Source organism: Hydrocarboniphaga sp., from assembly GCF_965279055.1.
Taxonomy (GTDB): domain Bacteria; phylum Pseudomonadota; class Gammaproteobacteria; order Nevskiales; family Nevskiaceae; genus Hydrocarboniphaga.
In genome coordinates this window covers 904,781-927,081 of sequence record NZ_OZ257125.1, presented here as the reverse complement: position 1 = coordinate 927,081, position 22,301 = coordinate 904,781, and the positions used below count along the sequence as shown (strand labels likewise).

Here is a 22,301-nt window from a genome sequence, read left to right as displayed (position 1 = left end):
ACAACGCATCCCGTTTTTCCCGAGTAGCCGGGTTTTGCCCGGCGTATCGAGGGACGCAACCGAACCCGCGATGGGTCCCTCGATACGCCGCAAGCGGCTACTCGGGAGGAACGGGGGTTTAGTTGAAATCCCCCCAGCAAAACCGGTCGAGACCCGGCAGCCGCTCTGCTAAACTCGCGCCCCAGCATGAAGACCCCTTCCCTGCAACTCGACGAGCACGGCCGCCTGCGGCACCTGCTGACGATGGAGGGGTTGTCGCGTGACCTGATCCTGCGCCTGCTCGACCGCGCCGCCGGCCTCGCCGATGCCACTTCCGGCGCCGAGAAAAAAGTCCCGCTGCTGCGCGGGCGCACCGTCGTCAACCTGTTCTTCGAAGCCTCGACCCGCACCCGCACCACGTTCGAGCTGGCGGCCAAGCGCCTATCGGCGGACGTGATCAACCTGCAGATCGCGGCCTCCAGTACCAGCAAGGGCGAAACCCTGCTGGACACGCTCAAGACCATGGAGGCGATGCAGGCCGACATGTTCGTCGTGCGCCACGAAGCCAGCGGCGCGGCGCACTTTTTTGCCGAACACGCCGCGCCCGGCGTTGCGATCCTCAACGCCGGCGACGGCCGCCATGCGCATCCGACGCAAGGCCTGCTCGACATGTACACGATCCGCGCGCACGCGCCGAAAGCCCGCGACGGATTCGGCGGGCTGTCGGTCGCGATCGTCGGCGACGTGCTGCATTCGCGCGTCGCCCGCTCCGACATTCACGGCCTGCGCACGCTGGGTTGCGTGGACATTCGCGTGGTCGCGCCGCCGCCGCTGATTCCGGCCGGCATCGAAAGCCTGGGCGTGCGCGTGTTCCACGATCTGCAGCGCGGCCTCGACGGCGTCGACGTGGTGATCCTGCTGCGCCTGCAGAAAGAACGCATGCTCGGCGCCTTCCTGCCTTCGCTCGCCGAATTCCATGCCGACTACGGCCTGACCCGCGAGCGCTTCAAGAAGCTCAAGCCGGACGCGATCGTGATGCATCCCGGCCCGATCAATCGCGGTGTCGAGATCGAAGGCGAGCTTGCCTACGGCGAGCGCTCGCTGATTCTCGACCAGGTCACCCACGGCATCGCGGTGCGCATGGCGGTGATGGCGGAAATTCTGGGCGAGCCCGAGGCCGCGGCATGAACAGCACCAGCCTGTCGCTGCTGATCCGCAACGCGCGCGTGCTCGACCCGAGCAGCGGTTTCGACGCCGTGGTCAACGTCGGCATTCGCGACGGCCGCATCGACTATCGCGGCGACGCCGAGCCGGCCACGGCCTACGACCAGACCATCGACGGCAGCGGACGCTGGCTGATGCCGTCGGCGATCGACCTCGCCGCGCGCTTCCGCGAGCCCGGCGAAACCCACAAGGCGGACTTCGTCTCCGAGACCGGCGCAGCCCAGGCCGGCGGCATCGGCTGCGTCGTGCTGCCGCCGGACACCAGCCCGGTGATCGACTCGCCCGCCGTCGTCGACCGCATTCGTGGCAAGGCCAGCGCCGTTGGCGGCGTCGACGTGCAGATGCTCGGCGCGCTGACCCAGGGCCTGAAAGGCGAAGCGCTGGCGTCGATGAGCGCGCTCAAGCGCGCCGGCTGCGTCGGCTTCAGCCAGGCACTGGCGCCCTTGCGCGGCGCGCTGGTCGCCCGCCGCGCGCTGGAATATGCCAACGGCCTCGGCGCGACGGTGCATGTGTTCGCGCAGGATGCCGACCTGTCCAATGGCGGCTGCGCCCACGAAGGCCCGGTCGGCACGCGGCTCGGCCTGCCGCCGATCCCGGTCGCCGCCGAAGTCGCCGCAATCCGGCTGTGGATTTCACTGGTCGAGGACACCGGCGCCAGGGTGCACTTCTGCCGGCTGTCGACCGCCAGCGGCGCGGCGCTGGTCGAGTCCGCCCAGGCGCGCGGCCTGGCGGTCAGCGCCGACGTCGCCGCGCACCAGCTGTTCATGACCGACGCCGACCTGGAAGGCTTCAACGCGATGGCGCACCTGGTGCCGCCGCTGCGCACGCGGGCGGACCGCGACGGCCTGCGCGAGGCCGTGGCGCGCGGCGTCATCGGCGCGGTGTGCTCCGACCACCAGCCGCACGAGCCGGACGCCAAGGTCAACCCGTTCCCGCTGACCGAGCCGGGCATCTCCTCGCTGGAGACCCTACTGCCGCTGGTGCTGGAGCTGGTGCACGAACAGGTGCTGACACCGCTGCAGGCCGCCGCGCGGCTCAGCCTGGGCCCGGCGCTGGTGCTGGGCCGCGCCGAACCCGGCGTATCGGCCGGCTCGGCAGCGGATCTGGTGCTGATCGATCCGGATACGGAATGGAATTTGAATACAGCCGATGCGACGCGCTGGCTCAGCCGCGGTCGCAACACGCCGTTCGCGGGCCGCCGTTTCCGCGGCCGGCCGGTGATGACGCTGCACGCCGGCCGTATCGTCTGGCAGGCGCCGGCGGTGTAGCGGCGATCAGCGTTAGAGGATCAGCGTTTCGGGGCCGCGTCCGCGGGGGTGGGCAGGCTGACGTAGGGAGCATCGGGCTGGGCCTGGGGTTTGCGGAACATGCTGGCGTGCCCGGTGGGCACCGCATCGACCGATTTCACCTGTCCTTCCTGGGCCCGCGAAAAGCCGTCCCTTTCGATGAAGTTGCCGACCGAGGCGTCGCCGAAGTGGCCCTGGTCGATGTCGCCGAAGCTGCCGGCCTGGCGGTCGCCCCAGCGCGCCGGGGCACTGACATCGTCGGCCCAGGCCGGTGTGGCACCGGCGGCGGCGAGCAGCACGGTGCAGAGAGAAACGGAGGTAAAGCCGGCACGGTTCATCATTTATACATTTATTTGAAGACAATCTGGGGTTCAGTATAAGCGTGGCCGCCGGCCCTTTCGGGCGCTGCGATCATGGATATTTTGTCCCCTGCTGACTATGCTTGACACATATGGGTTGCAATGCTTTTGCATATGGCAATAGCCAGTCGACCCCGCTACTTTCCAATCCTTGAGGATGCATCATGACGTTTCAGACGAGCTTTCAGGCCGATCTCGAGAAACTGTTCGGTTTCAAGACCGTCAGCTTCAAGTACAACCTGGGCAAAACCGAGTTGTTTCATGAGGCGATCGCCCATGATCGCGGCCGTGTGAAGCGGGGCGGTGGCAGCAACGAGCAGAAGGCCTTCCCGACCGTGCTCGGCGACAAGGGCCCGCTGGTGTACTACACCGATCCGGACTGCACCGGCCGCCGCACCAAGGACACCTACGCCGTCAAATGGCCGGAAGTGGCCGACGAGATCTGGTTCAAGGCCGACCTGAACCCCTACGATCCGGAAAAGTACCAGGGCCTGCTGAAACGCGTGGTCGCCCACTTGAACGACAAGAAGGGCACGCTGTACGTGAAGGACCTGTTCATGGGCTCCGACCCGGACTTCGCGGTGCCGTACCGCTTCGTCGGCGAATACGCGGCCCACGCGATGTTCTGCCACAACATGTTCCCGAAAGACCTGCAGGGCGTGAAGGACGTCGATACACGCCGCTGGACCATGCTCAACGTGCCCAGCTTCGTCTGCGAGCCTGAGCTGGACGGCAGCCGCTCCGAAGCCGCCTGCATCATCGACGTGCGCAACAAGATCTGCCTGGTCGCCGGCCGCGCCGACTACTGCGGCGTCAACAAGAAGATGATCTTCACCGTCGGCAACTACCTGCTGCCCAAGGAAGGCCGCCTGTCGATGCACTGCTCGGCCAACGTCGGCAAGAACAACGACGCGGCGATCCTGTTCGGCCTGTCCGGCACCGGCAAGACCACGCTGTCGGCCGACGCCAGCCGCAAGCTGATCGGCGACGACGAAATCATCTGGTCCGACAACGGCCTGTGCAACCTCGAAGACGGCTGCTACGCCAAGCTGATCGACCTCGACAAGGAAAACGAGCCGGTCATCGCGCAGGCGCTGTCCAAGCCCGGCACGATCATCGAGAACGTGCCGCCGCTGCCGGGCAAGAAGATCGAAGAGTGCCACCCGGACGAACTCGACCTGTTCGACGGCTCGCTGGCCGAAAACACCCGCTTCAGCTATCCGCTCGATGCCAACCCGAACGTGATGCCCAACGGCCAGGGTCCGCATCCGAAGACCATCGTGTTGCTGACCGCCGATGCCTTCGGCGTGCTGCCGCCGGTGTCGATCCTCGAACCCAAGGACGTGATGTATCACTTCGTCTCCGGCTTCACCGCGCGCGTCGCCGGCACCGAAGTCGGCGTCAGCGAACCGCAGCCGACGTTCTCGGCCTGCTTCGGCGGCCCGTTCATGGCCCAGCGCCCGAACGTGTATGCCGAGCTGCTCGCCAAGAAAATGCAGCAGAACAAGACCCGCTGCATTCTGCTGAACACCGGCTGGAGCGGCGGCGGCGCCACCTCCGGCGGCGCGCGCATGAAGCTCAAGGTCACGCGCGCGCTGCTCAACGCCGCGCTCAACGGCGAGCTGGATAACGTTGAAACCGAAGTGCAGCCGATCCTGAATCTGAAGATGCCCAAGAGCTGCCCGGGCGTCGATGCGGCGATCCTGAACCCGCGCAACACGTGGACCGACAAGGACGCCTACGACGCCACCGCCACCAAGCTGCGCGACATGTTCCGCGACAACTTCAAGAAGAAGGGCTTCGCGGCTTTCGGTATCGAAGAACGCATCTAAGCATGATGCAGTAAAGAAAAGGCCCCGCTCAGCGGGGCCTTTTTTGTAGCCCGGGTGAAATGCCGCCGGACGACTCCGATTACTCCAATCGTATTCGCAGTATCAAACGCGGCTTTACCTCAGAGGTGCTGAGGTCGGGTATCGCAATGCCTGGCAATGGGCGAGGCGAATATTCGCTATGGCAGCGCCGATTCTGGGAACACACGATTCGCGACGGAGACGACTACGCGCGGCATGTCGACTACATCCACTACAACCCGGTCAGGCATGGCCTGGTCAGCGCCGTTGGCGATTGGCCGTACTCTTCGTTTCATCGATACGTTCGGCAAGGCCTGCTGCCGAACGACTGGGGCGGAGTCAATCCGGAACCGGACCAGGACGTATACGGAGAGCCACGACAAACCCGGGTTTCACCCGGGCTACGCAAGCCATGGTGAAACCCAAGCTTCACCGTAGCCCGGGTGAAACCCGGGATTTCCAAACTCAAAAGTTCGCACCGACCGCGACGAACAGCTGCCGCCCTGCCGCCTGCTGCGCGTAATACGTGCCGGGGAAGAATGCCGCGTCCTGCACCTGGTTGAGTACGCGCTTGTCGGTGATGTTGGTGCCACCGAAGGTCAAGGTCCAGACCTCCGACGCCGGCGCGATGATCAGGCGCGCGTTGTAAAGCGTATAGGCCGGCACATAGGTGTTCGGATCGAGATCGACGTCGGTGTACTGGTTGCCCTGGTAGATCACATCGCCGGCGAGCTGCGCGCCGAGCCCAGCGAACAGCGGGAAGCTCAGCGTCGGCGTCAGCGTCGCGGTCTGCTTCGGCGCATAGGCAACGCGGCGGCCGGCGAGGTTCTGCGTGGCGCCGATCTGCAGCTCGCCGGTGTCCGGGTTGCGCACCGGAGCCGGTGCGCCGGGATAGTCGTCGTACTTGGCGTCGATCAGGCCGAACGAACCCATGATGCGTAGCGGCGACCACGGCGTCAGCCACATGAAATCGGCTTCCATGCCGCGCGAAGTCGCATCCGCGGTGCCGACATTGGTCACCAGACCCTGCAGCGCGATCACCTGCAGATCCTTGAACTCGGTGCGGTACAGGCTCGCGTTCAGACGTAGCGTGCGATCGAAGAACGTGGTCTTGGCGCCGAGTTCGTAAGTCTGGTCTTTTTCCGGCGCGAAACCGAGATTTTCACCGGTGTACGACAGCGAGTTGAAACCGCCGCTCTTGTAGCCGCGCGCATACGAGGCATACAGGTTGATGCCGCCGCCGCTGAAATACTGCAGCACCACTTTCGGCGAAACGTCGGCCTCGTCGCGCTTCAGGTTCGGCTCGTCGTAATCGTTGGCGCCGAGCAGCAGCGCCATGATGCAGCCGTTGTCGCCGCGCGTCGGGCAATGCTGGCTGCCGGCCGAACTGACGTCCTTCTTCTCCTGGTTGATGCGCACGCCCGAGGTGATCGCGAAGTGCTCGGTGATGGTCCAGGTCGCCTGGCCGAAGCCGGCCAGCGACTTCACGTCCTGCTCGTAGTTGAACAGGAAGTAGTCGCTGCCGATCAACGGCGCGGTGATGCCCCCGACGATCGGCAGGCCCGGCAGGCCGGGACCGCTGTTGGCGCCGCTGCACAGGCCGGCGAGCTGGCAGAAATCCGGCGTCAGCAGATACGAGCCGATGTCGGCGCCGGCGTTGATGCTCGCGCGCAGCACGTAGTTGCTGTCGTAGTAGAAACCGCCGCCGACGAATTCGAACTTGTCGCCGAGGCCGAACAGGCTGTCGGTCTCGCCGGAGAAGCGCAGCTCCGCCGAGAACTGCCGGTGATCCTCGTGGCTGTCGAGGCGCGAGATATCGGCCGGCGACACGTCGAGTTCGTTGAGCTGGTCGATATGGAACTTGGAGCCGGCCAGCACCAGGATCGACTGCGTGTTGTGCACCGCGCCGAGGTCGCCGATATTCCACTGCGTGCGCGCGGCCACCGTCTCCGAGCCCTTGTCGATCCAGCCCGGCGTGTCGAACTCGGTGCGAAAGTCCTTGGGGTTGTCCTCGATGTTCGGATCGAAGTTGTCCAGATAATTGCGCGTATCGGCGTCGAGCTTGTAGATCTGGTAGGGCCAGAACGGCGCCTTGGTGTTCGAGGCCTGATACAGCACGTCGGTGGTGACGTCGTCGCCGAGCAGGAAGCGCAGCTTGCCGCGGCCGGCCTTCTGCTTCAGCGCTTCTTCGCTGCGATTCAGGTAGGTGTTGTACAGCTCGCCGTCATCGTGACGATAAATGCCGGCGACGCGGAAACCCAGCCAATCCGTCAGCATGCCGCCGGCGCCGCCTTCGATGCGGTGCGAGTCGTTCTCGCCGTACTGATAGCGGCCGTCGGCCTGAAACGAATCGGTCGGCGCCTTGGTGGTGACGTTGTAGATGCCGGCGATGGTGTTTTTACCGAACAAGGTTCCCTGCGGACCGCGCAGCACTTCGACGCTGGCGACGTCGAACATCGACTCGGTGAAGTAACCCGGACGGCCGTAATAGATTTCGTCCTGCACGAAACCCACCGAGCTTTCGAAGCTCGGGTTGAAGGCATTGGTGCCGAAGCCGCGGATGAACAGCTGCGGCGAGCCCGGGTCGTGGCTGTCGACGCGCGCGTTGGGCACGTACAGCGCGACCTTGGACAGATCGGCCGCACCGGTGTTCTGGATGAAGTTGCCGTCGAGCGCGGTCACCGAAATCGGCACGTCCTGCAGCGACTGCTTGCGCTTCTGCGCGGTGACCACGACTTCCTCGAGCTGCACCGGCTCGCTGGCATCGGCGGCCGGCGTGGCGTCGCTATCGCCCGGTGTCGTGACCGCGATCGTCGCCAGTGAGGCGTCGCTGGTGGCCGGCGCGGCGGCGTCTGCCGCATCCTGTGCCTGCGCCAGCGTCGTCATCGCCGCCAGCAGCAGGGCGCCCAGGCTGGTTTGCTTCATGTTGTTTCTTCCCTTGATGTCAGGACTTCGTTGTCCCACGGCCCCCGGCCGAGGCATCCGCACACCGGCCAACCGCTGGCGGAATGCTAGCCGAAAGCGCAGCCGGAACCACCGGCGTGCTTTGCTCGAATCAGGCCAAGGCGGCGGCATTAGGCTGCATTTGCTGCTGCCCGGCCGGGCCGATCCGGTGCGCTTCTTGATTGCCTTGCGGCATGAAATCCACGCTGCGTTTTACCGCCATCACCACGAGCCTGCTGCTGAGCGCCTGCGGCTCGTCCTCGCCCTCCTCCGACGAAGGCGACGGCAGCGCGCCGACGAAGTTCGTAATCGAGGAAGCCTCCGTCGCCGATCTGCACGCGGCCTTCGCCGGCCGGCAGATCCTCGACGACGGCAGCGCGCTGACCTGCGTGAAGCTCTACGACATGTACGTCGCGCGGATCAACGCGATCGACGATTACCCGCAGGCCGGCGGACTGCCGATCAACGGCGTGCTGCGCATCAATCCGCAGGCGCGCGCCGAGGCCGAAGCGCTCGACGTGCTGTACGCGAAGGAAGGCATCGGCAAGCGCAATATGCACTGCGTGCCGATGCTGCTGAAGGACAACTACGACACCTACGATCATCCCTCGACCTCGGGCTCTTACTCGATGCTCGGCCACCAGGCGGGCATCGACGCGCATGCGGTCGCCGGCCTGCGCAGGGCCGGCGCGCTGATCCTGGGCAAGGCCAACCAGGACGAGTTCGCGTTCACCGTGTCCGGCACCAGCGGCCGCGGCCCGCTGACACGCAATCCCTACGACACCGCGCAGGATCCGGGCGGCTCCAGCTCAGGCAGCGGCGCCTCGATCGCGGCCAACTTCGCGACCATCGGCACCGGCACCGACACCTGCATGTCGATCCGCTTTCCGTCGTCGGTCAACGGCCTGGTCGGCATACGCCCCAGCGTCGGGCTGGTGTCGCAGCACGGCGTGTTTCCGTTGACCCATGCGCGCGACGCGCCGGGGCCGATGGCGCGCAGCGTGCGCGACGCGGCGCTGGCGCTGTCGGCGATGGCCGGTGCCGACCCGGCCGACGCGAAGACGCTGCAGTACGAGAACGCCGCGTTTCCGCAGCGGCCTGGCGACTACACGAGGTTTCTCGATCGCGCGCACTACGGCTTGAAAGGCCGGCGCATCGGCTTCGTGCGCCAGTTCGGCGCGCTCGATTCGGCCGGCAGCGGCGAGCACCTGGCGCTGATCGAGGCCGCGATCACGCAGATGCGTGCGCAGGGCGCGCAAGTCGTCGATATCAGCCTGCCCGACTTCGTGTCGGCCTCGGCCTCGGCGATGCATTACGAGTGGAACGAATATTTCCGCAACTTCGAAGCCGAGAACGCTTACGCCGCGCCGCGGCGCTGCCTGACCGCGCTGAATCCCGGCAGCAACCGCTGCTCGCTGCCGGACTTCGACGGCATCCTCGAAACCGGCCTGGTCAGCGCGGTGGCGATCGCCTCGGTCGGCGCCGCGGCGCTGACCGACAGCGACATCGGCCCCGATCCCGCGATCCTGCAACAGCACGCGGACACGCGCGCCTACGTGCAGGCGGCGATGGACGCGCAGCATCTGGACGCGCTGCTGATCCGCCCCGGCAGCAGCCCGCGCACCTGCGATTTCGGCTCGACCACGCAGATGCCGTCGGTGGTCGTGCCGATCGGCTTCACCGCCGACGGCGTGCCCAAGGGCGTCGAAATCCTGGCGCGCAAATGGGACGAGCCGACCGCGATCGGCATCGCCTACGACTACGAGCAGGCGACGCACTGGCGCAAGCAGCCGACGCTGCGCGCCAATCCCTTGGCCGGCACGCTGATCGTCGACGAGTTCAACCGCGCGCGCGAAGACCTGCTGCTGAATATCCTCGACCAGGATCCGCAATCGCTGCCGCTGGATGCCTATCTGCGCGTGATCCGCGACTACGTCAGCGGCTTCACCGAAATACCCGGCGCCGGCTGAGTCGCGGACCCGGCGGCGCGCGCCGCGGCTGCGGCGCCGGCGCGTTGCGTCTACCATCTGCGGCCAAGACATCGCCAACGAAGTCCATGAACGTCAAACGCATCTTCTGCATCGGCCGCAACTACGCCAAGCACATTGCCGAACTCGGCAACTCGCCCGACGGCGACTGCGTGATCTTCATGAAGCCGGCGAGCTGCGCCGTCGAAGAAGGCGAGACCGTGCGGCTGCCGACCGCGTTCGGCGAGGTGCATCACGAGGCCGAGCTGGTGGTGCTGCTGACCGGCGGCGGCCGCGACGTCGCCGTGGAAGACGCGATGGACTGCGTCGCCGGCATCACGCTGGGCCTGGACCTGACCCTGCGCGACCTGCAGACCCAGCTCAAGAACAAGGGCGCGCCCTGGGAGCTGGCCAAGGCCTTCGACCAGTCCGCCCCGCTCGGCGACTTCAAGCCGTATCTGGAGCAGGACCTGCAGGCAATCGACTTCAGCTGCTACGTCAACGGCCAGCTGCGCCAGCACGGCCACACCCGGGACATGCTGTACTCGGTCGCACGCCAGATCCACATCCTGTCGCAGACCTGGGAGCTGCAGCCCGGCGATGTGATTTTCACCGGCACACCGGAAGGCGTCGGCCCGGTGAAGCCCGGCGACACGATCGTGCTGCAGAGCGAGCAGATCGGCCGCTTCGAATGGAGTTTCAGCGCATGAAGTTCGACTGGAGCAAGATCGACTGGCGCAAGACTGGCTCGGCCAAGCCGAGCTGGCGCAAGCTGTCGCGCACCTTCTTCACCGGCCTGCTCGCGGTGCTGCCGATCATGGTCACGCTGGCCGTGGTGATGTGGCTGATCGGCGTGGCCGACAGCTTCTTCGGCGGCGTGGTGCGGCTGTTCCTGCCCAACACCGCGTCCTGGCCCGGCGCCGGCCTGCTGGTGTCGCTGGTGGTGATCTTCGTCATCGGCCTGCTGATGCAGGCGGTGTTCTTCCGCGAGTTCGTCAAGTGGACCGAAGAACAGCTGGAGAAAGTGCCGCTGATCAAGACCGTGTACAGCGCGGTACGCGACCTGACCGGCTTTTTCTCGAAGAAAGGCCAGAGCAGCTTCGGCCAGGTGGTGATGCTGACGGCGCCCAACCTGCCGTTCAAGCTGCTCGGCTTCATCACCGTCGAAAACCTGGTCGCCTTCGGCTTGGCCAAGGATCAGGACACGGTCGCGGTGTACCTGCCGATGAGCTACCAGATCGGCGGCTACACGATCCTGGTCTCGCGCGAGCATCTCACCGTGGTCGACATGAGCTTCGAGGACGCGATGCGGTTCCTGATCACGGCCGGCATGTCGCGCGTCGGCGAGACGCCGGCGGGCGGCAGTGGCGGCGTGATCATCACGCCGGATGCGGCGGCGTCGAAGCCGCTTTGAATGCAGGCAGAAACGCGTAAAACCCGTTCGTCCCGAGTAGCGGGCCGTGCCCGCGTATCGAGGGACCGGATGCGATCGGATCCCTCGATACGCCGCAAGCGGCTACTCGGGACGAACGGGGTTTGGTCGAGCCGGGATTTGCTAACACGCGAGCGCGAAATTGCACGCTAAGCAAACCGCCGCCCCCGCCGCCTACACGCTGACGCTGCTCACCGGCCTGTACATCGCCCAGGGCATCCCCTACGGCTTTTTCACGCAGGCGCTGCCGGTGCTGCTGCGCGAGGCCGGCCTGTCGCTGAAGGCGATCAGCCTGACCTCGCTGCTGTTCCTGCCGTGGATCCTGAAGTTCCTGTGGGGCCCGCTGATCGATCGCGTCGGCGCGCCGCGCAGCTGGCTGCTGCCGCTGCAGCTGGCAACCGCGGCGGGCGCCGCGCTGCTGACCCTGATCGACCTGCAGCACGGCTTCACCGTGCTGTTCGCCGCGTTCTTCATGTTCAACGTGTTCGCCTCGATGCAGGACGTGGTCACCGACGCGCTCGCGGTGCGGATGCTCGACGACCGCCAGCGCGGCCTCGCCAATGGCATCCAGGTCGGCGCGTATCGCATCGGCATGGTGCTGGGCGGCGGCCTGCTGCTGTACGTCTACGCGCGCTACGGCTGGAAGCCGATGTTCCTGGCGATGTCGGCGCTGCTGCTGCTGTGCACGCTGCCGGCGTTGTGGCTGCGCGTGCCGGCGGCGGCGAGCCCGCAGCGCGTCGCCGCGCGTGAACTGGTCTCCGGCTGGTGGCTGCGCCTGCGCCAGCCCGGCGTGATCGGCTTTCTGCTGCTGATCGCCAGCTACAAGTTCGGCGACACCATGGCGGCCTCGCTGATCGGGCCGTTCATGCGCGACTGGGGCCTGAGCAAGGAGGCGATCGCGCTGATCAAGGGCACGGTCGGCTCGTCCGCGGGCTTTGCCGGCGCAGCGGCCGGCGGCTGGGCCGCGTGGAAGTTCGGCCGGCGCTTCGCGCTGCTGACGTTCGGCCTGACGCAGACCCTCAGCATCGCGCTGTACGTGCTGGCGGCCGCGCATGTCGGCGGCGTCGCGATGTTGTGGGCGGCCTGTGTCGCCGAACATCTGTTCGGCGGCATGGCGACGGTGGCGCTGTTCACCTTGATGATGGATGCCGCCGATCGCGATCACGCGGGCACCGATTACAGCCTGTACGCCTGCGCGATCGTCATCACCCAGGGCGTGGCCGCGTTCGTCGGAGGCGCTGCCGGCGACGCACTGGGCTATGCGGCGACGTTCGCGATCGCGACGGTGGTGTCGGCGGCGGGTTGCCTGCTGCTGGTGGCGCGGCTGGATCGCGGCGCGGGGCCTGCGCTGCTCGACACGGTGTGGCCGCGCAGGACGGCCTGATATCCCGTCACGCTACTCGATCGGCCGCACGCGGAAGTTCTTGTTCTTGATCTTGCCTTCGCGCAAGCGCTTCATCGCTTCAGCCGCGACTTTCTTGTCGATGGCGACATAGCTGCGCGTGTCAAAGCTGCTGATCTTGCCGACCGCTTCCTTGGGCAGGCCGGCGGCGCCGGTCAGCGCGCCGAGGATGTCGCCGGGGCGCAGCTTGTCGCGGCGACCGCCGTCGATGCAGATGGTCACGCGCGTCGGCTGCACCGGGTTGTCCTGCACTTTCGCCGGGATGCCGAGCTTGCTGGTCTTGATGGGCTCGCCCAGGTCTTGCTCGATCGCGGCGACCCGCGCGCGCTCGCGATGCGAGAACAGATGCAGCGCCAGGCCACTGCGCCCGGCGCGGCCGGTGCGGCCGACGCGGTGCGTATGCGCGCTGGCGTCTTCCGGCAGCTCGTAGCTGATCACCGCGGCGAGATCGGGAATGTCCAGGCCGCGCGCGGCGACGTCGGTGGCGATCAGCACGCGGCAGCTGCCGTTGTGGAAGCGCACCAGCACTTCGTCGCGCTCGCGCTGCTCGATGTCGCCATGCAGGCCGAGCACCGCGTAGCCGCGCTTTTTCAGCTGCTGCTCGACGTCCTGGGCGTCGCGGCGCGTGTGGCAGAACACCAGCGCGGACTCGGGCCGGCGCTGGCTCAGCAGCATCGCCAGCGCGTCGATGCGACGCAGCGGATCGACCTCGTAGAAATGCTGCTCGACTTGGGCAGGGCTGGTCACCGTGTCGACGGTGATCTCGACCGGATCGCGCTGCAGCGTCTTGCTGAAATCGCGGACGATGTCGTTATAGGTGGCGCTGAAGAACAGCGTCTGCCGCGTCGCCGGCGTATGCGCGACGATCGCGCGGCTGGCGTCCTCGAAGTCGCCGTCGAGCATGCGGTCGGCTTCGTCCAGCACCAGCACGCGCAGGTTCGCAAGGTTCAGCGTGCCCTGGTCGAGATGCTCGAGCACGCGCCCGGCCATGCCGACGATGATGTGCGGCTCGTGCTCCAGCGAGGCCAGCTGCGGCCGCTGCGAAATACCGCCGCTGAGCTGGGTCAGCTTGACGTTGGGCAGGCAGCGCGACAGCCGGCGGATCTCCTTGGCGATCTGGTCGGCGAGTTCGCGCGTCGGGCACAGCACCAGCGCCTGCACGGTGTTTACCGTGGGGTCGATGCGCGACAGGATGGCGAGGCCGTAGGCCGCGGTCTTGCCGCTACCGGTGCGCGCCTGGCCGATCACGTCGCGCCCGGCGAGCAGCGCCGGCAGGCTCTGCTGCTGGATCGGCGTCATCGCCGTGAAGCTCAGCGATTCCAGCGCCTGCAGCAGTTCGGGCTTCAGATTCAATGAAGAAAATGCTTGGGATTCCACAAAATTCTCGGTCAATACGCTAGCCGCGCACGGCAGCGGGCCCATATTGTGCGCGAATGCGGTAGCCTCGCGCCCCGGTTTCACCTTCTCCTCACGGGAGAAGCGGCCCGAAGGGCGATGAGGGCCTTGGAGTTCGCGCTGAACTTGGAGGCCCTCACCCCTGCCCCTCTCCCGGAGGGAGAGGGGTTCCACTTAACTTTTCAGCGGAGATTCGATGGCCACGGTTCACTTCATCGGCGGAGAAAAAGGCGGCGTCGGCAAGTCGCTGGTTTCGCGCCTGCTGGCGCAGTATCTGATCGACCGCAAGCTGCCGTTCCTGGGCTTCGACTCCGATCGCAGCCATGGCGCGCTGCTGCGTTTCTACGCCGGCTATGCCTCGCCGGTGGCGATCGAGCGTTTCGAGAGCCTGGACCTGGTGCTGGAATCGGCCGCCGAAGACGCGCAGCGGCGCATCGTCGTCGACCTCGCCGCGCAGACCCACGAGCCGCTGACGCGCTGGCTGGACGAGTCCGGCGTGCTCGAGCTGGCCTCCGAGCTTGGCGTCGGCATCCGCTACTGGCATGTGATGGACTCGGGCCGCGACTCGGTGGACCTGCTGAGCCGCTGGCTGGACCGCTTCGGCGAGTCCTCGCAGATCGAGCTGGTGATCGTGCGCAATGCCTCGCGCGGCGACGACTTCGACATCTTCGACAAGAGCGGCCAGAAGGAACGCGCACTCGGCCTCGGCGCGAAGATCATCTCGATCCCGCGGCTGCACGAGCCGGTGATGACCAAGATCGACGAGCGCAGCACCAGCTTCTGGGCCGCCGCGTATAACGACGACAGGAGCCTGACCGGCCTGGGGCTGCTCGAACGCCAGCGCGCGAAGATGTGGCTGCGCAAGGCCTACGAGGCACTGGACTCGCTGGGCTTGTAAGGGCGCGCCATCCCGGGTTTCACCCGGGCTACGGCGACGCGCCGAACCCCGGATTTCATCCATGTAGCCCGGGTGAAACCCGGGGTTCTTCATTTTGAACGGCCGCGCACCTGCTGCTCGATCAGCGCCAGCATCGCCGCCGGCTCGCGTTGCACCAGCAGCTCGAGCCGGGCCTCGGCCGGCAGCGGCAGCACTTCGGCGAGCCGGTACGCGACCCAGGCGGCGTCGCTCAGATGCAGCGGATCGGGGAAGTGCTGCACACCGATCTTGCCGATGATGTCTTCCAGCAGATCGCGCAGAAAACGAAAGCGCGCCGGCAACAGCTCGGCCGGCGGCGCGTCCTCCAGCTGCACCAGCGCGCGGATCAGCCCGCTCGGCGTGCTGAAACGCTCGCGGACTTTGAAGGGCTGCTCGCCGCGCGTCTGCAGGCTGAACAGGCCCGGCGACGGCACGTCCCATTCGACGATGCGCGCGGTGCAGCCCAGGTTCGCCGGCACCGCCGGTGCACCGACTTCGCTGCCTTCGAGAATCAGGCAGACACCGAAAGGCTCGTCCTCGCCGATGCAGTGCTTGGTCATGTCGACGTAGCGGGCTTCGAAGATCCGCAGCGGCAGGACGCCGCCCGGATACAACACGGTGCGCAGCGGGAAGATCGGGATTTCGAGCAGCTTGGGCATGGGTCTTGTAAACAGCGACGGCTCGATGTGCAAGCGGGAGGTCGCGGGCAAGCCCGCTCCTACAATGCGACACCTGTAGGAGCGGGCTTGCCCGCGACTGGACACTGGCAGATCACACAGCGATGCTCGGCCATGCCGATCAAACCGCCGTTCAAATTGTTGTCCGCGCTCAGCGCCTGCTGCATCGCCCTGCCCGCCTCCGCCCAGACCCTGGGCACCGACACGGTCGCTCCGGATTCGCCCGACCAGCCCAAGTGGGAGGCCGGCGTCGCCGGCGTGGCGCTGACGGTGCCGGACTATCCGGCCTCGGACGAGAACCAGACGCTGGCGCTGCCGGCACCGTACTTCGTCTATCACGGCACCACCTTCCGCTCCGACGACGAGGGCTCGCGTCTGCGCCAGAAGCTGACGCCGAACGTCGAGCTGAGTCTCAGCGGCGGCGGCGCGCTGAGCAGCGATTCCAAACATTCCGACGCTCGCCAGGGCATGCCGGACCTGGGTTATCTGCTCGAAGTCGGGCCGAAGATGCGCCTGGTCTTCGACGGCCCGGCACCGCAGACGCAGTGGGTGATCGATCTGCCGGTGCGCGCGGTCGCGTCGCTGCAGGATTCCGATCTGCACTGGCGCGGCGTGGTATTCGCACCGGAGTTCGCATTCCAGAGCAAGCGCTTTCTCGACGAACGCGCCAGCCTGCGCGTGGCACTCGGCGCCGAGGTCGCGAGCACCTTGCTGCAGCGGCATTTCTACGACGTGCAGACGCAGTACGCGACCGTGGACCGGCCCGAGTATTCGGCCTCGGCAGGTTATATGGCGGCATCGCTGGCGACGACGCTGAACTACAAGTTCACGAAGAAACTGCACGGCTTCCTGTCGCTGGAATACGACAACTACGCCGGTTCGGCCAACGACGACAGCCCGCTGTACCGAGCCAACGACGGCTATTCGGCGGTCGTGGGTTTCTCGTGGTCGTTCCTGCAGTCGAAGGAGCGGGCGGCGGCGGATTGAACCTCGGCCCGTTCGTCCCGAGTAGCCGCTTGCGGCGTATCGAGGGAGCGGACCGCGGTCGGATCCCTCGATACGTCCGCAAAAAAAAGCGGGCAACTCGGGACCAACGGAGAGTAGAGCCGTCCGCTACTGCGGCTGCACCGAAAACCGCTGATCGCCGATCAGCAGATCCGCCCAGCGCTGCGGCTTGAGCGTGAACTTGCCCTGCTTCAGGGCCGCCTCGACCTGCGGGCTGCTGCCCCAGGCCTCGACGTTGCCGACGTCGCTCCACTGGCCGGCGATCCTGGCGCTCAGGCGGCAGGCGATGACCTCGCCGATCTCGCACAGCAGGCGCTCGTTGCTGCCGTCGCGATCCAGGTCCGGGCTCAGGCTCACGCAGTCGCTACCCGCTTCCAGGCAGCCCATCGAACTGAGCTGGTGGTCGACGACGCGCTGCAGCCAGGCGTCGTCGATCGCATCGGCGCCGGGCGCGGCGACGAAGCGCGGCCTCGCCTGCTCGACGCTCAGCTTCAGGCCCGATTCCTTCGCCGGGCTCGCCTGCGGCCAGCGTTCGCTGCGCTTGAGCATCTTCTGCACGCCGGTCCAGGCCACCGGATCCTGTTTCATCGCGACATCGTTCTGCAGCGCCTGCAAGGTCTGGTAGCCATAGCGCCCGGACGAAAAGCGCAGAAACTTCAGATCGAGTTCCGCCGGCTTGATCTCGCCGTCGTGCAACCGCGCCAGCTGGCTGGCGACGCTGATGCGCAGCGGGTCGAGCACCGGCGAATTCAGCAAACCGATCAGCGCCATCACCAGCCACGACAGGCTGACGTTGATGGTCGTGATCGGCGACAGCCAGCCGCCCGAGGGCCGCAGCACGCTGTACGAATAACCCAGCGCATACGCCGCGCAGGTGGTGGCCAGCAGCGCCGCATAGAGCCGCTCCGGCGACCAGCCGTACTGGTCCACGCGCAGCCACACCGCGTACAGCGCGAGGAAGGCGTAGATCGGCAGGCTGGCCAGGCCGAGTTCGACCAGGCGCCGCAGGATCTTCGGGTAAGTCGCGACCACGCCGTTGTGCGCGCGGCCGTCCTGGAATAGCGCGTTGGTGAACAGCACCATCAGCATCACCACGGTCATCAGCAGCGAGGCCGCACGCCGCGTCTGCCACAGCGGTTCCAGCCCGGTGACCGGCAGCATCGTCAGGAACAGCACGGCGATGAAGGCGAGCAGCGGCAGCAGGCCCTTGAACACCGCGAACACGATCTGCTGCAGGATCTGCACCGGCCGCTGCTGCGTGCGCGCCACCAGAATGCCGAGGCCGACCATGGTGCCGGTCGCCAGATAGATGAACGGCCGCTCGCCGAACAGCTCGGCAAAGAAGCCGACATTGACCAGCCTGAACAGCGCGCCCCACAGCCACAGCACCGCCCAGCACAGGCCGACGAAGGGAATCAGCAACAGCAGCGTCAGGCCGTTCTGCCAGCCATGTTCAAACAGCCCGGTATAAGGCGCGCTCCAGCGGCCGTGCTGCAGCCGACACTGCAGATAGGGCATCAGCACGAACAGCGCGACCGCCGCGGTGAAGCCGAACGGCGCCAGCACCGTACTGGCCTGCAGGCCGGGGGCGCCGGTCGCGTTCCAGCTGGCCCAGCCGGCGAACAGCCCGTAGATCAGCGCGATCAGCGCGGTGTGCTGCCAGAAGCGCGCGTCGCGCAGCTTCTGCACGGTCAGCGTCATTACGGTCGGCACCGACAGCACCAGCGTGTACCAGCAGACCTGGCCACCCAGGTCGCTCAACGGCCACCATTGCCGCTCCGCGCCGAGGCGCGCCAGATACAGCGCCAGGCCTTGCAGCAGGGCCGCCAGCACGATGAATCCACGCAGCGATCGATCCGGGTTCTGCGGCTGCATGGGGCCTCGGTGTGGCGGTGTCCGCCCATGCTGCCATGGCCGGCCGTCGAGCTGAATACCTGATTTCATTCAGGCTTGGGACTATGACCGGGCCTAGACGGCCTGTCACGAAAGCTTCACCGGGGTGGCTTGAGAATTCAGATAGGGTTAAGGTGCGGCCTTAGGGGTATGGCGCGAAGACCGGCTGCTAGACAAGGCCGGACCCGCGATAGGTCCGCTACAAACTGGAATTGAATAATCGTGATGACTTCCAAGAGTCACGACGGCGCCGTGTTTCTCGGCCGTTGCCTTGCCCTCGGCACGACGCTGTTCGCCTCGTCGCTGTCTTTCGCCGCCTCCAACGACACCGGCCGCACGCTGCCCGCCAGCTACGGCGCGCCCGGCGTGGAATCGCGGATGTCGCTGGACCTCAAGCCCGTCGTCAGCCGTCCGCTGCAGAATTCGCTGGAGCTGTGCCTGAGCAAGCTGCAGCTGCAGGGCGCGGTTCGCAACGGCCACCTCGCGGTGTCGCTGGTCGACATCACCGACCCGCTGGTGCCGAGCATCGCGCAGGTCAACAGCAATCAGATGTTCTACGCGGCGAGCCTGCCGAAAATCGCGATCCTGCTCGGCGCGTTCGAGAAAGCCGCCGCCGGCAAGCTGGTCATGGACGCCGACCAGATCGAAGAGGCCAAGCGGATGATCCGCGAATCCTCGAACGTCGCCGCATCGTCGATGCTGCAGAAAGTCGGCACCGAATATCTGGCCTCGGTGCTGCAGTCCAGCCGCTACCGGCTGTACGACAGCGCGATGAACGGCGGTCTCTGGGTCGGCAAGCCCTACGCCACCGGTATGGCCACGCACCGCGATCCGCTGCACAACCTGTCGCATGGCGCCACCACGTTCCAGGTCGCACGCTTCTACTACCTGCTCGAAACCGGCCAGCTGGTGTCGCCTCAGGCCAGCGCGCAGATGAAGGAGATCATGGGTTCGCCGGCGATCCATCACAAGTTCGTCGCCGGGCTGGAGAACCGCTATCCCGACGCCAAGCTGTTCCGCAAGAGCGGCACCTGGCGCAACTTCCACGCCGACAGCGCGATCGTCGAGCACGACGGCCGCCGCTACATCGCGGTGGCGCTGTCCGACGACGCGCGCGGCGGCGAATGGCTGAAGTCGCTGATCGGTGGGCTGGACGACGCGGTGTTCGCCAACGGCCTGACGCGCAGCGTCGCCTCGGTGACGCAGCCGGCGCTGTAGCTTGTCTCCTTCCCCCGCGTGCGGGGGAACGCCGGGATGGGGGCGAATCGCTAAAGAGCTGCGCCGCGACGTCGTGCCCCCACCCTAGCCCCCCCCGCACACGGGGGAGGGAATCAAGCCTAAGCTGCCGCACCCTGCATTGCCGAGCCTTTCGGCGCCTTGCCGGCCTTGCCGCCGAGCCTGCGCAAGGTCACCACGCAGCCGATCCAGCCGACGCAGAGCATCACCACCACCGCCGACAGCGCGGTCTCGCTCTGCTGGTACGCGGTCCACTGCACGATCAGCAGGATCGCGACGTTGCCGGCGATCTTGAACACGCGATAGCCGACCATGTCGATCCAGGCCTTGACCTTGAAGATCGTGTTGGCATCGGCGCCGACGTAGAGCAGCTCGCGCGACGCTCGATTGACCGAATACGACAGGCCGCGATCGCTGATCTTCATGATCGAGGCGCTGCGCAGATCGGTCTGGAACAGGTAGGCCATCGCCGACACGCCGAGCAGCAGCGGCTGCATCAGCAGGCCGGCGATGACGCCGCCGTAGCGATGGATCAGCGGCGTCAGCAACAGGTTCACCGCCAGCGCGACCGCGCTCTGCAGGCTCAGGAACTGCGACAGGAATACCGTGCGCGCCTCGCTGTCGGCATAGCTTGCCTCGACGTGATGGATGAACTGGTATTCGACGATCGGCTCGCAGATTTGCGAGAACAGCACCAGCAGCGCGATCAGCGCGACGAAGCGGTTCGAACGTATGCTTTTCAGCACCACGCCGAAGTCGATGCTCGGTTCCTCCAGCTTGACCGGCGCACCCGACACTTCGCGCTCGCGATACACGCCGGCGCGCGCCAGGCGCCCGGTCAGCGCCATCATCGCCAGCACCAGCACCGCGGCGACACTGATCAGGTCTTCGGTCTTCAGCGGTGTGTGTTTGACCAGCCAGCTCGCCGCCAGGCCACCGGCGATGCCGCCGACCAGGCCGCCACTGGCGATCAGCCCGTACCAGCGCTTGCCTTCGCGGCTGTCGTAGACGCTGTTGGTCAGGCTCCAGAACTGCTCGACCAGCACCACGCTGAAAATGTCGACCAGGATGTAGAAACCGATCGCGATCGGTGCGTTCGCGTAATGGAACAGGCCACGGAAAATCAGCAGCAGCACCGCGGTGCCGACGCAGCTGCCGAGCACCACGCGCATGCGCCCGTAGCGCAGCAGCAGTTTCTGATAACCCGGCACCAGTGCCAGCAGCAGCAGGCCGCTGGCCGTCCACACCCACGGCAAAATGTCGCTGCTGCTATGGCTCAAAAACAGCGAGCGGCTCGCGGGTTTGACCAGGTAGTACGCGAGCAGGATCAGAAAGAAATTCAGGAACAGCAGCAGCGAGCGCAGCGCGGTGCTGCCGGTCCAGAACGTGCGCGGGTGCGGCATCGGGTTCATTGCGGGTCGCTCTGGTTGCCCTTCTTCGCCGGATCATCCGGATCGTCGACCGGCACCGTCGGGAAGGCGTTGTCGGCCGGCAGCGGCGGCTGCTCCGGCGCCGGATGCGTCTCTTCGATCAGCCGGTGAATCTTCAGCGCCAGCGACTGATGCGCGACCGCGGAGTTGACGCCGAGTACGTTGGAGGTCACCGCGACCAGGTAACGCAGCCGCGGCACGTTCAGCGGCGTCATCTCCGGCGACTCGATGATCGCCACCGACGCCAGGCGATTGGTCTTGGTGCCCTTGTACTGGCCGCAGCTGTTGCCGGGCAGGCACTGGTAGAACGAGCCGGACTTGAAGAACACCGCGTCGTCGTTGAGCACCGGATGCGAGGCGTAGCGGATGCGCCGCTGCGTCATGTACAGCAGGCGCTTGATCTCGCGGCTGCTGAAGGCATCGACCAGGGTCCCGGCTTCGAGCCGGTACAGATAACGCACCAGCTGCTCACTGGTCGCATAACTGCTGGTGCCGTTGACCTTGGTCTTGCCGCCGCGCGTGAACAGGCTGCCCTGGCGGAACTGCTCGGGATCGAAGCCGTTGCGCACCGCGGCGTCGTTCATCACCTGCAGATAGATGTCGCCGAGCACTTTCGGCGACTGCTTGAAGAAGGCCTCGTACTGGTCCGGCGGCGGCGGATACGCGGTGCCGAAGTGCTTCAGCGCGATCAGCTCCTTCTGCACCATGCCGGCCGCGGAATTGCTGCTCGCCGACAGCATCCAGTCCAGGTATTCCCACAGCGAGCCCTGATCGCCGGCCCTGATCTGGCGGCCCTTGCGGACCTTGGTGACCGGGTCCCAGAACGTGACCGTGTGATGGTCGTACTGGCTGTAGACGTCGGCGGTGACCTGCGTGGTTTTCAGAATGCGCTCACGCGCGGCGATATCGTCCGGATACAGATCCGCGAGCGTCTGCATCAGCGCCAGCGCGACGAGCACCTTGCCGACGCTGCCGACGTTGACCTTGTCGCTGGCGTTATGCGTTGCGTACAGCGGATGGGTGACGTCGCTCAGATCCAGCAGCGCGACGCTATAGGTCGCATAGCCGCTGCCGGCGAGCAGCTTGTCGAGCTTGGCCTGCAACTCGGCATCGGCCAGCGGCAGCGCCTTGCCGTCACTGCCGTTCCAGCGCGGGAACACCTGCTCCATCGTCAGATACTGGCCGGGCTGCAGCTTGCGTCCGGGGACCTTGTCGTCATGCACCTGCGCGATGTAATCGAGGCGGCGGATGCCGGTGTAGTCGTAGCCGTCGTAGGGGTAGGCCTGGGCGAGTGTGCTGGCGCTCAA

The 22,301-nt window shown here is 66.3% G+C and carries 18 protein-coding genes; 11 read left to right on the top strand and 7 right to left on the bottom strand.

Annotated features, from left to right (window positions below):
* Positions 1-186: 186 nt before the first annotated feature.
* Together ACQZF9_RS04280 and ACQZF9_RS04275 are read left to right on the top strand one after the other, a co-directional pair.
* Positions 187-1,167, top strand: coding sequence for an aspartate carbamoyltransferase catalytic subunit (locus tag ACQZF9_RS04280; RefSeq protein ID WP_428312029.1), 981 nt, complete (start codon positions 187-189; stop codon positions 1,165-1,167).
* An 11-nt stretch (positions 1,168-1,178) separates the two neighbouring features.
* On the top strand, positions 1,179-2,471 hold the full coding sequence (locus tag ACQZF9_RS04275) for a dihydroorotase (protein ID WP_428313362.1): 1,293 nt from the start codon (positions 1,179-1,181) through the stop codon (positions 2,469-2,471).
* A 20-nt stretch (positions 2,472-2,491) separates the two neighbouring features.
* Here the strand turns inward: ACQZF9_RS04275 and ACQZF9_RS04270 are convergent, their stop codons facing one another.
* The gene (locus ACQZF9_RS04270; RefSeq protein ID WP_428312028.1) at positions 2,492-2,830 is read right to left on the bottom strand and encodes a hypothetical protein; all 339 of its coding nucleotides are present in this window, start codon (positions 2,828-2,830) and stop codon (positions 2,492-2,494) included.
* 182 nt (positions 2,831-3,012) lie between these two features.
* On the opposite strand from ACQZF9_RS04270, the gene ACQZF9_RS04265 reads away from it, so the two are divergent.
* The gene (locus ACQZF9_RS04265; protein ID WP_428312027.1) at positions 3,013-4,680 is read left to right on the top strand and encodes a phosphoenolpyruvate carboxykinase (ATP); all 1,668 of its coding nucleotides are present in this window, start codon (positions 3,013-3,015) and stop codon (positions 4,678-4,680) included.
* Positions 4,681-4,739: 59 nt separating this feature from the next.
* Entirely contained in the window at positions 4,740-5,117 is a 378-nt protein-coding gene (locus tag ACQZF9_RS04260; RefSeq protein ID WP_428312026.1) for an REP-associated tyrosine transposase, read from the top strand.
* A 46-nt stretch (positions 5,118-5,163) separates the two neighbouring features.
* Here ACQZF9_RS04260 and ACQZF9_RS04255 read toward each other — a convergent pair whose 3' ends face one another.
* Positions 5,164-7,623 carry a TonB-dependent receptor gene (locus tag ACQZF9_RS04255; RefSeq protein ID WP_428312025.1) on the bottom strand — a complete coding sequence of 820 codons (2,460 nt, stop codon included), beginning with the start codon at positions 7,621-7,623 and terminating at the stop codon, positions 5,164-5,166.
* Between the two features lie 212 nt (positions 7,624-7,835).
* On the opposite strand from ACQZF9_RS04255, the gene ACQZF9_RS04250 reads away from it, so the two are divergent.
* From ACQZF9_RS04250 to ACQZF9_RS04235, 4 genes are all read left to right on the top strand, one after another.
* The gene (locus tag ACQZF9_RS04250; protein WP_428312024.1) at positions 7,836-9,611 is read left to right on the top strand and encodes an amidase family protein; all 1,776 of its coding nucleotides are present in this window, start codon (positions 7,836-7,838) and stop codon (positions 9,609-9,611) included.
* An 86-nt stretch (positions 9,612-9,697) separates the two neighbouring features.
* Complete coding sequence (locus ACQZF9_RS04245; RefSeq protein ID WP_428312023.1) at positions 9,698-10,318, top strand: fumarylacetoacetate hydrolase family protein; 621 nt, start codon at positions 9,698-9,700, stop codon at positions 10,316-10,318.
* Entirely contained in the window at positions 10,315-11,022 is a 708-nt protein-coding gene (locus ACQZF9_RS04240) for a DUF502 domain-containing protein (RefSeq protein ID WP_428312022.1), read from the top strand. Before ACQZF9_RS04245 ends, ACQZF9_RS04240 begins: the two co-directional genes overlap by 4 nt.
* A gap of 160 nt (positions 11,023-11,182) precedes the next feature.
* A complete protein-coding gene (locus tag ACQZF9_RS04235; protein ID WP_428312021.1) occupies positions 11,183-12,424 on the top strand; it encodes an MFS transporter in 1,242 nt (413 codons plus the stop codon).
* Between the two features lie 12 nt (positions 12,425-12,436).
* Here ACQZF9_RS04235 and dbpA read toward each other — a convergent pair whose 3' ends face one another.
* A complete protein-coding gene (gene dbpA, locus ACQZF9_RS04230; protein WP_428312020.1) occupies positions 12,437-13,864 on the bottom strand; it encodes an ATP-dependent RNA helicase DbpA in 1,428 nt (475 codons plus the stop codon).
* A gap of 169 nt (positions 13,865-14,033) precedes the next feature.
* Here dbpA and ACQZF9_RS04225 point away from each other — a divergent pair, with 169 nt between their 5' ends.
* Entirely contained in the window at positions 14,034-14,735 is a 702-nt protein-coding gene (locus tag ACQZF9_RS04225; protein ID WP_428312019.1) for a mobilization protein, read from the top strand.
* A gap of 89 nt (positions 14,736-14,824) precedes the next feature.
* Here the strand turns inward: ACQZF9_RS04225 and ACQZF9_RS04220 are convergent, their stop codons facing one another.
* Positions 14,825-15,412, bottom strand: a complete 588-nt coding sequence (locus ACQZF9_RS04220) for an LON peptidase substrate-binding domain-containing protein (RefSeq protein WP_428312018.1) — start codon at positions 15,410-15,412, stop codon at positions 14,825-14,827.
* Positions 15,413-15,544: 132 nt separating this feature from the next.
* On the opposite strand from ACQZF9_RS04220, the gene ACQZF9_RS04215 reads away from it, so the two are divergent.
* Positions 15,545-16,417: a MipA/OmpV family protein gene (locus ACQZF9_RS04215; protein ID WP_428312017.1), complete on the top strand. Its 873-nt coding sequence runs from the start codon at positions 15,545-15,547 to the stop codon at positions 16,415-16,417.
* Between the two features lie 126 nt (positions 16,418-16,543).
* Here ACQZF9_RS04215 and ACQZF9_RS04210 read toward each other — a convergent pair whose 3' ends face one another.
* The gene (locus tag ACQZF9_RS04210; RefSeq protein ID WP_428312016.1) at positions 16,544-18,310 is read right to left on the bottom strand and encodes a DUF4153 domain-containing protein; all 1,767 of its coding nucleotides are present in this window, start codon (positions 18,308-18,310) and stop codon (positions 16,544-16,546) included.
* A 243-nt stretch (positions 18,311-18,553) separates the two neighbouring features.
* Between ACQZF9_RS04210 and ACQZF9_RS04205 the strand changes: the two genes are divergently transcribed.
* Complete coding sequence (locus ACQZF9_RS04205) at positions 18,554-19,546, top strand: serine hydrolase (protein ID WP_428312015.1); 993 nt, start codon at positions 18,554-18,556, stop codon at positions 19,544-19,546.
* A 119-nt stretch (positions 19,547-19,665) separates the two neighbouring features.
* On the opposite strand, the gene ACQZF9_RS04200 is transcribed toward ACQZF9_RS04205, so the two are convergent.
* The gene (locus tag ACQZF9_RS04200) at positions 19,666-20,976 is read right to left on the bottom strand and encodes an Npt1/Npt2 family nucleotide transporter (RefSeq protein ID WP_428312014.1); all 1,311 of its coding nucleotides are present in this window, start codon (positions 20,974-20,976) and stop codon (positions 19,666-19,668) included.
* Positions 20,973-22,301 carry a hypothetical protein gene (locus ACQZF9_RS04195; RefSeq protein WP_428312013.1) on the bottom strand — a complete coding sequence of 443 codons (1,329 nt, stop codon included), beginning with the start codon at positions 22,299-22,301 and terminating at the stop codon, positions 20,973-20,975. Before ACQZF9_RS04195 ends, ACQZF9_RS04200 begins: the two co-directional genes overlap by 4 nt.